11 protein-coding genes and 2 tRNA genes are annotated in these 12001 nt (G+C 38.9%); 5 read left to right on the forward strand and 8 right to left on the reverse strand.

Annotated elements, in window-relative coordinates; all coding sequences use genetic code 11:
* Positions 1-40: 40 nt before the first annotated feature.
* Positions 41-1555: a leucyl aminopeptidase gene (locus C1E24_RS02725; RefSeq protein ID WP_138478523.1), complete on the reverse strand. Its 1515-nt coding sequence runs from the start codon at positions 1553-1555 to the stop codon at positions 41-43.
* Between the two features lie 220 nt (positions 1556-1775).
* Between C1E24_RS02725 and msrA the strand changes: the two genes are divergently transcribed.
* Together msrA and C1E24_RS02735 are read left to right on the forward strand one after the other, a co-directional pair.
* Positions 1776-2972 carry a peptide-methionine (S)-S-oxide reductase MsrA gene (gene msrA, locus C1E24_RS02730; RefSeq protein WP_240721932.1) on the forward strand — a complete coding sequence of 399 codons (1197 nt, stop codon included), beginning with the start codon at positions 1776-1778 and terminating at the stop codon, positions 2970-2972.
* A gap of 172 nt (positions 2973-3144) precedes the next feature.
* Complete coding sequence (locus tag C1E24_RS02735; protein ID WP_138478527.1) at positions 3145-4176, forward strand: sensor domain-containing diguanylate cyclase; 1032 nt, start codon at positions 3145-3147, stop codon at positions 4174-4176.
* Positions 4177-4208: 32 nt separating this feature from the next.
* On the opposite strand, the gene C1E24_RS02740 is transcribed toward C1E24_RS02735, so the two are convergent.
* The 4 genes from C1E24_RS02740 to C1E24_RS02755 form a co-directional block, all read right to left on the reverse strand.
* Positions 4209-4285, reverse strand: a tRNA-Val gene (locus C1E24_RS02740).
* A 13-nt stretch (positions 4286-4298) separates the two neighbouring features.
* Positions 4299-4375: transfer RNA gene (locus C1E24_RS02745), tRNA-Val, on the reverse strand.
* A gap of 102 nt (positions 4376-4477) precedes the next feature.
* Positions 4478-5479, reverse strand: coding sequence for a DUF3080 family protein (locus C1E24_RS02750; protein WP_138478529.1), 1002 nt, complete (start codon positions 5477-5479; stop codon positions 4478-4480).
* The gene (locus C1E24_RS02755) at positions 5457-6806 is read right to left on the reverse strand and encodes an MATE family efflux transporter (protein WP_138478531.1); all 1350 of its coding nucleotides are present in this window, start codon (positions 6804-6806) and stop codon (positions 5457-5459) included. Before C1E24_RS02755 ends, C1E24_RS02750 begins: the two co-directional genes overlap by 23 nt.
* Before the next feature lie 137 nt (positions 6807-6943).
* Here C1E24_RS02755 and C1E24_RS02760 point away from each other — a divergent pair, with 137 nt between their 5' ends.
* Positions 6944-7573: a riboflavin synthase subunit alpha gene (locus C1E24_RS02760; RefSeq protein WP_138478533.1), complete on the forward strand. Its 630-nt coding sequence runs from the start codon at positions 6944-6946 to the stop codon at positions 7571-7573.
* An 18-nt stretch (positions 7574-7591) separates the two neighbouring features.
* Here the strand turns inward: C1E24_RS02760 and C1E24_RS02765 are convergent, their stop codons facing one another.
* Both C1E24_RS02765 and C1E24_RS02770 read right to left on the reverse strand, forming a co-directional pair.
* Positions 7592-7795 carry a CPXCG motif-containing cysteine-rich protein gene (locus tag C1E24_RS02765; RefSeq protein WP_138478534.1) on the reverse strand — a complete coding sequence of 68 codons (204 nt, stop codon included), beginning with the start codon at positions 7793-7795 and terminating at the stop codon, positions 7592-7594.
* An 81-nt stretch (positions 7796-7876) separates the two neighbouring features.
* A complete protein-coding gene (locus C1E24_RS02770; RefSeq protein WP_138478536.1) occupies positions 7877-8734 on the reverse strand; it encodes a fructosamine kinase family protein in 858 nt (285 codons plus the stop codon).
* A 157-nt stretch (positions 8735-8891) separates the two neighbouring features.
* On the opposite strand from C1E24_RS02770, the gene C1E24_RS02775 reads away from it, so the two are divergent.
* A complete protein-coding gene (locus C1E24_RS02775; protein WP_138478538.1) occupies positions 8892-9584 on the forward strand; it encodes a DUF445 domain-containing protein in 693 nt (230 codons plus the stop codon).
* A gap of 69 nt (positions 9585-9653) precedes the next feature.
* Here C1E24_RS02775 and C1E24_RS02780 read toward each other — a convergent pair whose 3' ends face one another.
* Entirely contained in the window at positions 9654-10019 is a 366-nt protein-coding gene (locus C1E24_RS02780; RefSeq protein WP_138478540.1) for a DUF3718 domain-containing protein, read from the reverse strand.
* A 599-nt stretch (positions 10020-10618) separates the two neighbouring features.
* Here C1E24_RS02780 and C1E24_RS02785 point away from each other — a divergent pair.
* Entirely contained in the window at positions 10619-12001 is a 1383-nt protein-coding gene (locus tag C1E24_RS02785; protein ID WP_138478542.1) for an amidohydrolase, read from the forward strand.

Consider the following 12001-nt stretch of genomic DNA (forward strand, 5'->3'; position numbering starts at 1 on the left):
GATGTGGCTTTTAGATAAACTGTTTTAACTGAAGCAGTTATTACTGCTTGTTAGTTAAAAGCCAGTTACTTAGCATACGAACACCATAACCTGTGCCGCCTGCTGGGATTTCATCTTTTGCAGAGTTAGTTAACGCATTACCCGCGATATCGATGTGTAACCAACGTGTGTCACCAGCAAAATGTTGTAAGAATGATGCTGCAGTTGTTGCACCTGGACCACCTGAACCAATGTTTGCGATGTCAGCAATTGGTGACTTAAGCTTGTCTTTGTAGCCTAACGGTAAACGCCATACAGGCTCATTTACTTGCTTACCAGCAACAGTGATTTGGTCAACTAGCGTTTGGTCATCAGAGAAGATTGCAGAGTAACGGTTACCTACTGCACGGATCTTAGAGCCTGTTAGTGTTGCTACATCAATCATGACCTCTGGCTTGTAGTATTCACGTGCATACCACATAGCATCACTTAATACTAAACGACCTTCAGCGTCCGTGTTTAATACTTCAACACTAATGCCTTCAGCTGTGCGAAGCACATCACCTGGTGCGATTGAGTTTTCTGACACCATGTTTGCAGCCATACCCATAACCGCAACTACGTTTACGTCTGCTTTGCTTAGTGCCATTGCTTTAACAGTACCAAGTACCGCTGCAGCACCTGCCATGTCAGATTTCATGCGGTTGATAGATGAACCCGTTTTGATGCTGTAACCACCTGAATCGAATGTAATACCTTTACCAACAAGTGCGATTGGTGTGCTGTTATTACCTTCATAGTGTGCAACTACTAGACGTGAACCGTCTTTAGAGCCACGGCCAACACCTTCAAGTGCACCCATGCCAAGCTCTTTAAGTTTTGCAGGTTCTAAAATAGTAACCTTAACGCCGTATTGCTCAAGATCTTTTGCCGCTTTTGCGAAATCAACAGGCGTCATTTCAGTTGGTACTTCAGACGTTAGGTCACGTGCTAAAAATACACCTTTTTCGATGTTTGCTAGTTGCTCGTACGCTTTCGCTGTTGCTTTTTTATTAGCTACATCGAAGTTGTAAGTCACGTTAAATTTGTTTGGCTCTTTTTTGTATAGTTCAAACGTGTAATCACGTAAATTTGCACCGTGTGCAAGTTGTGCAGCAAGGTCAGCGTTGCTCACTGCGCCTTTTACATCTTCAAACGCGATTGTCGCTTTATCTACTTTTTTACCTTCAAGTTTAGCGTGTAAGTTAGCACCAAGCTTAGCCATTTTTGCTGAGTCAAGCTTGTCTTCTTCACCTAAACCAACCACCAAGATGCGGCCGTAATCGCTGTCAACTGGCGCGATTACTTCTAATGTTTTACCGTAAGCACCTTTGAATTCAGCTGTTTTGATAGCGCGATTAATTTGTTTTTTGGTATCTCTATCTAAGAAATCAAATTGTGTTGCTGCTTCGCCTGCTTGGAAAACAACAAGCGCATCACCCTTGCTTAATTTAGAGTTGAAATTGAAGTCTGCTGCAAATGCGCTTGAAGCAGAAACTGCTAACGCGATTGCACTGATCTGTGAAACAAATTTCATAGTACATTCCTAGATAAATAATTTGTTGGCTTTTTACATTAAATTCGAAAAAAAAGACACTCAATGTCGTTAAATTTACGAGTTTAAACGGTGGATGAAAGTAAATTCACATCCACAAGGTCATAGTTAATATGTTTCAAGCACATTTTAGGTCAAATAAATGAAAGTAATAATTACGATTTTGTCTACGTTGCTATTTTTTCCTCTATTTTCAAATGCAATGGATAAAGACAATGCAACTTCGCATATTCAAACATTGGTGCTGGGTTCGGGATGTTTCTGGGGAGCTGAAAAAGGCTATGAACAGTTAGAAGGGGTCTTAGACGCTGAGTCTGGTTATGCAGATGGCCGTGGTTTTAAAGCCACCTACAAAGAGATCATCAAACGTAAACGACGTTTTGATGACAATAATTATGCCGAAGTCGTGAAAGTTACTTACAACGCCAATATGCTCAGTACACGCGCATTGCTTGAACATTTTTTTGAAAAGCACGACCCAACGCAAGAAAATCGCCAAGGCAATGACATTGGTACTCAGTACCGTTCAATTATTTTGTATAACACACCTGAACAGCTTTCAGTGATTAATGAAGCAAAAACAGAGTTTCAGAACTTATTAAGCAAGGCTGGGTATGGAGAAATAAAGACCCAAGTGAAACCGCTTGAGCAGTTTTATCGTGCCGAAGAATATCATCAAAACTACATTGCTAAAAACCCGAACGGGTATTGCCCTGATCATTCTACTGGCGTGACGTTTAAGCAAACAAAACCAAGTAAAGTTGATAACAGTTCATTGCTGGTGGGTAAGCAAGTGGTGATCATTGATTCTCGCAATTACTGCCCATATTGTGAAAAACTGAAATCTACCGTACTAAACGACTATCAAGGCACAATTCCTTTAACCTATCGCTATGCAGATCAACTTGAGCGTTTAGTAGTTCGCTCTGCGACTTGGGCAACCCCTACCATTTTATTTTTTGAAAATGGCAAAGAAGTGGCTGGTTTTCAGGGGTATATGACTCGTGAAGACTTTTATCAAGCGCTGGGTGCATTTAAATTGGGTGAGTCAGAAGCCTATGAGGTTGCTTTTCAAAAAGGAACTGACAGACCGTTTTGTAAAGAATATGACTTGTTTAAGAAAACAGGTGAGGGCGTGTTTATTGACAAACTAAGCGGTGCGCCTTTGTTTGAAACATCAAAACGGTTCAACTCAGGTACAGGTTGGTTGTCGTTTACTCGTCCTGTAAAAGACAGTGTGACTTATCATGACGATCACAGCTTTGGTATGAAACGAATTGAAATACGTTCTAAATCTAGTGGTATTCATTTGGGTCATGTTTTTAAAGGCGAAGGTCCAAGAGGGCAAGATAGATACTGCATTAACGCTACCGTATTAGAGTTTATAGAAAAAGTTTAAATTTGACTTTAAACTACAATTAACTAATTCAGTGTCATATAGAACATGTTTATGTTAAATGATGCAAAAGTGCACTATTTTCCATTGTTTAGCGTATACTTTAATTGTAGAAAATATGTGAGTTAGGGCATGGTGCTATTCGCAGGTTATTAATTAGTTAGATGGTGTAGTTTTGGACCAAACTTTATTTCTATTAACAGTTCATAGGCAATTTAATCGTCTTTTAAGTGATTTAGCATTAAGCTCGGACATTGCTCCTTTTCTCAAAGAAGTGATCGGAACAGTAGAGCAATTTTTGCCTGGCTGTAAAGTTTCTATTCTAACTTTAAATAAAGAACACAATACACTCCACAGTGGTGCTGAAAATAACCTACCAGACTTCTATAACGATGCCATTGAAGGCGTTAAAATAGGCGAAAATGTGGGAAGTTGTGGCGCAGCAGCATTTTTAAACAAGCCAGTTATTGTCGAAAATATAAATTCGCACTCAAATTGGCAACCTTATTTAGCGCTTACCCAACAAGCTAATCTTCATGCATGTTGGTCAATTCCTTTCACTGACTCTTACAAAGAAGTAATGGGGACGTTTGCGATATATCATCATGAAGCAAAGTCTCCGACGGAAGCTGAAATTGAAATTGTAAAAGTAGCAGCCCTTATAACATCAGTTGCTATGGAAAAGCTGAAACTAGAAGAGCAACTAATATTTAGTGCGACACATGATGAACTCACTCGTCTCCATAACCGCGCTTTTTTAAACGAAGCTGGTGAAAACTTTTTATCACTTTGCGCCAGAAATGAAATGAATTGCTCTGTGCTATTCATGGACCTAAATAAGTTCAAACGCGTTAACGACGAACTAGGTCACAAAGCCGGCGATGAATTACTTGTTCATGTCGCTAAGATAATTCAAAAGCAAACTCGTAAAAGCGATATTTCGGCGAGGTTTGGCGGTGATGAATTTATTATCATTATGGAAAATACATCAGAAGATGATGGTGAATCAGTAGCAAAGAGAATTCACCACGCAATTATGGACAGCGTCTCTGAAAAAATTCTAGCGTTAAATTTTGGGGTGAGTATAGGTATTGCCAAAATGTCTACGTATGAGCAATTATCTTTGAAAAAGTTAATTCATATTGCTGATGTAGCTATGTATTTTGCAAAACAAAATGATTTAGGAGTTTATACAAAAAGGGTGTAAATGCTAGTTTTACTGGAAGTTATTTAGAGTGTTGGTACAACCGAGTGGATTCGAACCACCGACCCCTACCATGTCAAGGTAGTGCTCTAACCAACTGAGCTACGGTTGTATAAAGGAATAGTTGGTACAACCGAGTGGATTCGAACCACCGACCCCTACCATGTCAAGGTAGTGCTCTAACCAACTGAGCTACGGTTGTACAATGCTAGGAAGTTCCTAAGCAACGGCGGCTAATATATAGCGCTGAAATAAAATGTTCAAGCGTTGAAGCTAAAATTTTGTTTAATTGCAGTTTTTTTGTTCATAACGGTCTAATGTCACACGCTTTATAAAAATTTTGCCACCATATAACGTGCTCTTTGCTTGTTTGTTTTAATTGGTTAAGTAACGAGTTCTTACTTTCAACATCGACTAACTCTGACAGTTCCGAATGTGTTTGCCACAATTCAAACAACATAGGAGAGGTCTTTTCGAGTAGACCTGTTAAGTCGGCTTGATACCCCTGAATTTTATTTAAATAAAATTTGTTGAAAATCGTATTTAGGATTTGGGCCTCTTTTTTACTTCTGCCTTCTCTACACACAGAGTTCATATAGTCGAAACCGGATATCCAAGCGGTAGATTGTTGGTTGTATACAATTTGTAATTGGGCACTTGATAAAAGTCGTCTAATAAATCGATTTTGGTGCAACTTTTCTAACGATGTAGTGATTGACGATGCATCGATAGAGTCGTTTTTTTTACTGGCTATTTGTTTGCGTATATTCAGAAGGTTATCTAACGCTTCTAAAGCACTAGCACTGCTGTATTGATTGCTGTCTGCAGGAAGAAAGTCACTAGTAAGCTGCAATAAACCTTTTAATTCAGCTTCATTGAAAAGCATATAATTAAATTCGCTCATTAGGTTTTGCTGCTTTTCTACAGCTGCGCTTTTAAGTGTAGCTTTTAGCGACTCATCTTTGGTTAGCGGGTCATTTAGGCAATCATTAGCAAGTTTAATGAACTGAATTTGATACTTTAGACGCTCACTGGCAACTTGCGTTTTACCTAGCTGATTGTTTCTTTTTGCAACTAAATTAGATAGCTTGCAGTGCCCTAGCGAACCTAATTCGAGTATAGAAATTTGAAACTGCGATTCAAGCTGAGATATAACAGGCACTTGGATATTTTTTAATACTGGCTTGTCAGGTGCATCTCCTAACACGGTATTTAAACGGGCTTTGTAATCTTCATTTATATCAACAGCGTGCTCAGTACACGCTGATAGAATAAGCAAACAACTAATCAGTAACCATTTTTGCAAGACGAGACCTCACACTAAGTAAGAGTAAACAGGCGGCAACAGATAAACCAAGGATAATGCCAATCCAAAACCCTTTCGCGCCCATTGGTGCAACCAGCCAATTTGTTTTTGCCAGCACATAGCCCAGCGCGAAGCCAATCAACCAATAAGAGACAAAAGTGATACCCATGATAGGCTGAGTATGTTTAAGGCCTCTGAGTACACCGCTGGCTGCAACTTGAAGGGCATCTGGTAACTGATAAAAACAAGCTAAGATGATGATCCCCATTGCCAACTGAGCAACTTGTTCGTTTTGAGTATACAAGTAAGTAACTGGCTCTCTAAATATAAATGTAACGAGTGCGACAAAGAAAGCGATCATTGCCGCTAAGCAAAAACTCGTAAAAATGGCCGTTTTAAGTTGTGTGTATGCTTGTTGGCCTGAAAGGTTACCAATACGGATCGCAATGGCCATAGAGAGACTTAAAGGCATCATAAATAATACGGCAGTAACACTCGCAGCAATCTGGTGTCCAGATACCATAATGGCACCTAAATCAGCAATAAATAGTGGAATACATGCAAATAAAGTGACTTCAAAAAAGGTCGCCATTGAAATTGGAAAACCAAGTTTAGTCAGATAAAACATGGATTTAAAGTTAGGTTTTTCAAAGCGGCTTACCAGCCATCGGCCTTTCAGTTTTTTGCTATTGAAACTATAGATAATTTGGCTCAACGCCATCGCACATGCGACTAGACTTGTAGCGACACCACAGCCAGCAGCCCCCATCGACGGCATGCCTAACTTTCCGTATATAAAAATATAGTTAGCTACTATGTTTACCAACAGCCCGATAATACTGATATAAAAAGTCACCTTAGTCAGCCCAATGCCTTCTGAAACGTTTCGGTAAACGTTAAACACCAAAAAGCCAAGAACACCCCATTTTACATACTCAATATAAGCTTGCGAGGTGCTAATAATTTCAGACTTTGCACCAAGTTTAGAAAAAATATAAGGGGTAATAAGAGGGAACAGAAATACTAATGCACTTAATATAGCAACTAAAAATAAGCTTTGTTGAAAGTAGTGTTTTATCCCTTTTTTGTCTTTAGCGCCATGGCAGTGAGCAACCACGCTGGTCAACGCCAATAAGATCCCCTGCAAAGAAAAAATAACCGGGTTTAATACCCCAGTTGCAATCGATAAAGCTGCGAGGTCATTGGCACTAACTTGTCCGGCCATCATGGTGTCTACCACAGACATTAAAACAAGAATGATCTGTGCAAAAAATACAGGTATGGCAAGTTGTAGAAGGCGTTTGGCTTCCCAAAGACTAAATTTCATAAGGTACGACGGTAAAAACCCTAATTCTAATCTGGTTATAAACCATAAGCTATTAAAAGAGATAAATAACTTAAATGATCGCTTACTGCCGTTATTTCGTTCCTGTATGATTGCCTTATTACGATAGAGGAGTATTCATGTTTACAGGCATTATTCAAACAAAAGCAAGTGTAATTTCAACAAACCTTAATGGTGGTGTACTCAGACTGGTATTGTCAGTTGGCTCTGAATACTTACAGCATCTTGATTTAGGTGCAAGCATTGCCATAAATGGATGTTGTTTAACGGTTGTAAGTTATGAATTAAATCCGCAAGATGTAGTTGGCCAAGTGGTTTTTGATGTGATTGAAGAAACGCTGAAGTTGACGAATCTTGGTGAGCTAAAGCGTGGCATGTTTGTAAACTTAGAGCGTTCGGTAACATTTGGCACTGAACTCGGCGGCCATATCGTGTCGGGTCATATTCACTGTACTGCTGAAATTGAAGATATTGTTGTGAGTGGCAATAACTGCAAAATCTTGCTTGATTTACCTAAAGCGTGGTTGAAGTACATAGTGTATAAAGGGTTTGTCTGTATTAATGGTGCAAGCTTGACGGTTGGAGAAACGACTGATACCGGGTTCTGGCTACACTTAATTCCAGAAACCTTGTCGATCACCAACCTTGGACTTGCACAAGTAGGCGATAAACTTAATATCGAGGTTGATCAGCAAACCTACACAATAGTAAATACAGTAGAAAATTATATGCAAAAGCATATTCAATAATGGTTTATACGAACAGATCTAAAAGATCTGTTCGTCATCGCTATCTACATGTAGCTCTAATTTATTTTGTGCATAGTCAATATGCATATTCAAGTGAATGGGGTTGCAACACGCAGCACAATCTTCATACATATCTTGATCGCCTTCGCTTGCATCTAAACTGACAAATACATGATGGCCACAATGTGGACAGCTAATACGTTGTTGATATAAAGACTTCATGGAAGCCTCCATAAATCAAAGAATGTAACTTAAATATAGCAGCTGTCATGAGAATTACATTGTTGTTAAAATTTGTATAGTTTAGAGCTGTTCAAGTATGTGTTTTATTTTCTCTTTCGATTGGTTTATGTAATCACCAGAGAAACGGTTAGCTAACACTAAAAGTGGGTAGAGTTGGTAAATATCTTTTAAGATAGGCGATAAATTAATTGCAGAGACTGACTGATACCCAGCATAAAACTGATCAGGCAATGTAGCGAATAGTTCGGCTGTTGCAATATCAACAAGCTTATCACCGTAATAGCAAGCTGGGTCAAGCAACATGGGCTTACCATGATAGAAACGAATATTTCCTTTCCAAAAGTGACCATGTAATAAAGACGGTGTAATGTGATGAGGGATATGGGGTTTTATGATATGCACAAATTCATCAATGTCGACCAGTTTTATTGCCTGTTCTGATAAGAGTTGCAGTTGCCAGCCAAGCCGTTCTTCACCAAAGAATATGTGCCACTTCTTATGCCAATGATTGGGCTGAGGTTGGTCAATAACGTAGTTATCTTCATCTGAGCCAAACATTTCTTGCTCACACTTTATGTGCATTTTTGCTAAGGTTTGCCCGCATAAATACCAATTATCCTGAGATGTTAAATCTTCAAGAAACTCTAATACGATAAATGCAAACTCTTTTGAGGTGCCGAGGGTTATTGTGTCTGCAATGATGAAATCAGAATCTCTGGTGAGGGTATCTCTGGCGTGCTTCTCAGCTTCGAAAAGTTCAATTTGCTCTATTGGGGCAACTTTGACTAAAAAGCAGTGGTTATCATCAGAAATCTTATAGTGCTTGAAAGCAGAGTGTGTAGTAATTGCGTGTTTTTGGGTTAATTCAAAAGAGGTATGAATGGCCGCGGAAACTTGTTGTTTGACACATTGCCACATAAGACAGCTCAGCTTTTTCGATTTGAATACTAAAACTATGGTTTAAATTTCAAATAACTCAATAAAAGCAAACAAAAATATCCATGATATTTGTGATTGAATCTGTATTTTGCGCAAAAGCATAGTTACAATCCGTGTCCTTAACATGGGAGGACAAATGAATAAGAGCTACATCACTAACATAATTGCATGTCTATTGGTTTTTATTGGCTATTTTTACCCTCAACCGATTTTATTTTCAGTTGGTATATTTGCTTTGTCTGGTGCAATGACAAACCTTATTGCAATCCATATGTTGTTTGAAAAAGTCCCTTTTTTATATGGCAGCGGGGTTATCACGCTGAAGTTTAAAGAATTTAAAGCATCTATACGTTCGCTCATTCTTGAGCAATTCTTTACCAAAGAAAAAATAGAATCGGTATTAGAAAGTCAAGGTGACGTAAATCTCAAACCTGTTATTGAGAAAGTAGATTTAGGCCCAGCCTTCGATAAGTTAGTCACTGTGATTGAAGGATCTCAATTTGGTCCGATGCTAGGTATGTTCGGCGGAAAAGAAGCCTTAGAGCCAATGCGTGAGTCATTCACTGAGAAGATGCAAGGGGCGATTATAGAGATTACCGAAGAAGAAAAATTTAAGCAGTTATTAAAAGACGAACTATTTAGCCATGGTGGCTCAGATAAAATTTTCTCCACCATTGAAAAAGCAGTCGATGGTAGGCTTGCTGAGTTAACACCTGTGATGGTGAAAGACATTATTCAAAATATGATCAGAACTCATTTGGGTTGGTTAGTTGTTTGGGGCGGTGTATTTGGCGGATTGTTCGGTTTAGTCGCTGCGCTTTTAGGTTAGAGAATAGAATGCGTCAAATAAGATAATTTGACGCATTTTGTTCGTAAAGCATATAAATCATACCCGCAGTTATCTTGAACCAGCAACAACAAGTACTTTCTGATCGCGTTTAGCTGCTAAGTCTCTAATGGTTGTGACAGTATTCAAATCAAGGTTGAGAAATTTAGCACTGTTTTCTAAATCATAAGTTGCGGCAAATTTAGCGACGCTTAAATCATTACAGGTTAACTTGTTTACTAGTGAGTGCTTTTTAATGCGCACATCTTTCATTGTTTGCGAGAGTGCTAGTTTGTCGTCTTTCGCAACTGCCATACATAGTTGAGTGCCAATTGAGTTGTCGGCAGCTGTAAATTCGGTTGCATTTGCATTAGTTGCTACAAATGTTGATGTTGCTAGAAGTAAAGTTACACCTAATGTAGTTAAAGTATTCATCATTTTGCTCCATGTGTTTATGAGATACAGGTTTAGTATTACCTGTTCTCGAACAGAATGCTGTAAAACAAAATCGACAGAATGTAATGAAATGTGTTTTATGTTTCCGTTTGATTAACTTGTTGTTTTATCAGTTTTTTATCTTTCAGATATGTAAATGAGACACAGAAAAAAATTGTAGATATTTCATTGTTAACAGCCTGTTTTCAAAATTTGTACCTTGTATTATCTGAAAGTATTTATTTGCAACGGTAAATGGCAAAATGTGTCATTTACGACATACTTTTCGGTAATTCTTACAACTCATTTTTTAAACCTTTTTTGTAATACCAATCCTCAATAATACTTAATCATTTTGAGGGACTAAAACTGACGCTAGCATCGTTGAAAATTTCTTATTTAGAACAACTAAAAGGCAAAATTTCCGCCTTGCTATCGACAAGTTTTATTTGCTTCAAAATAGATCACTTAATTAAGAGGATTGGTATAAGCTAGTTATATGGCGTAAAAATGTAATATTTCATCGTAAATCATTGAAGTGACAGTTAGACACGTCGTAACCTATTAATGACAAACTAAAATCAACAAACTGAGATAACCTTATGCAAAAATTTGCAATGTCTACGGTTGTACTTGCACTTGCTGCAGCTTTATCTGGATGTCAGGATAAAGGCCCGCAAAAAGAGTTTGTATCAATCGAAAAAAATCCATATCCGAGTACTTATAAGCCAGTATCTAATAAATCAGTGTTAATTACTGATGCCACTGTACTTACCGGTACGGGTGAGCGTTTAGAAAGTGCTGACGTATATATTGTTGACGGTAAAATTCAACAAGTAGGTAAAGACTTAGCTGTTCAAGCTGACACTACAGTAGATGCAGCTGGTAAATGGGTAACACCAGGTATCATAGATGTTCACTCACATCTTGGTGCATATCCAAGCCCGTCTGTTGAGTCACACCAAGACGGTAATGAAATGATCAGCCCGAACACTGCTGAAGTGTGGGTTGAGCACTCGGTATGGCCACAAGATCCTGGTTTCAACCGTGCTCGTGAAGGCGGTATTACTACGCTTCAAATCTTACCAGGTTCAGCTAACTTATTTGGTGGTCGTGCTGTAACACTTAAAAATGTGCCAGCACATACCATGCAGGCAATGAAATTCCCTGAAGCACCATACGGTCTAAAAATGGCATGTGGTGAAAACCCGAAACGCGTTTATGGTCGTAAAGGCGTTGCGCCATATACACGTATGGGTAACATGGCCGGCTACCGTCAAGCTTGGATTGAAGCAACAGAATATAAAGCGGCTTGGGAACAATATGAAGCTGCTTATAAAGCTGGTTTGAACCCAACAGCCCCTGAGCGTGATATTAAGTACGATACGTTACGTGGTGTATTAGACGGTGAAATTTTAATTCATAACCACTGTTATAAAGCAGAAGAAATGGCGATGATGATCGACCTATCTAAAGAGTTTGGTTATCACGCTGGTACTTTCCACCACGGTATTGAAGCGTATAAAGTCGCTGACTTACTCGCTGAAAACGGCAACTGTGCGGCGCTTTGGCCAGATTGGTGGGGCTTCAAGATGGAAGCGTATGACATGGTCCAAGAAAACGTGGCTATCGTTGATGCAGTTAAGAACTCATGTGCTGTTGTTCATTCAGATTCAGACACGACAATTCAGCGTCTAAACCAAGAAGCTGCAAAAATCATGTACACAGCGAACCAAAATGGTTTCAATCTAACTGAAGAGCACGCCATTAAGTGGATCACTTACAATGCAGCTAAATCATTAGGTGTTGCAGATAAAACAGGTTCACTTGAAGCGGGCAAACAAGCTGATGTTGTAATTTGGGATAAAAACCCGTTCAGCGTATACAGTAAAGCTCAAGAAGTTTACGTTGATGGTGCAAAAGTATATGACCGCAACGACGAAAAGTATCAAGCAGTCAGTGACTTTATGTTAGGTCAGCGATAG

The organism is Pseudoalteromonas phenolica, from assembly GCF_005876835.1.
GTDB lineage: Bacteria > Pseudomonadota > Gammaproteobacteria > Enterobacterales > Alteromonadaceae > Pseudoalteromonas > Pseudoalteromonas phenolica_B.

Bases quoted from the DNA above. Each gene is read 5' to 3' on its own strand.
- C1E24_RS02775 (WP_138478538.1), top strand. From the start codon at position 8,892: ATGAATAAGAGCTACATCACTAACATAATTGCATGTCTATTGGTTTTT.
- msrA (WP_240721932.1), top strand. From the start codon at position 1,776: ATGGATAAAGACAATGCAACTTCGCATATTCAAACATTGGTGCTGGGT.
- C1E24_RS02760 (WP_138478533.1), top strand. From the start codon at position 6,944: ATGTTTACAGGCATTATTCAAACAAAAGCAAGTGTAATTTCAACAAAC.
- C1E24_RS02785 (WP_138478542.1), top strand. From the start codon at position 10,619: ATGCAAAAATTTGCAATGTCTACGGTTGTACTTGCACTTGCTGCAGCT.
- C1E24_RS02755 (WP_138478531.1), bottom strand. From the start codon at position 6,806: ATGAAATTTAGTCTTTGGGAAGCCAAACGCCTTCTACAACTTGCCATA.
- C1E24_RS02725 (WP_138478523.1), bottom strand. From the start codon at position 1,555: ATGAAATTTGTTTCACAGATCAGTGCAATCGCGTTAGCAGTTTCTGCT.
- C1E24_RS02765 (WP_138478534.1), bottom strand. From the start codon at position 7,795: ATGAAGTCTTTATATCAACAACGTATTAGCTGTCCACATTGTGGCCAT.
- C1E24_RS02780 (WP_138478540.1), bottom strand. From the start codon at position 10,019: ATGATGAATACTTTAACTACATTAGGTGTAACTTTACTTCTAGCAACA.
- C1E24_RS02770 (WP_138478536.1), bottom strand. From the start codon at position 8,734: ATGTGGCAATGTGTCAAACAACAAGTTTCCGCGGCCATTCATACCTCT.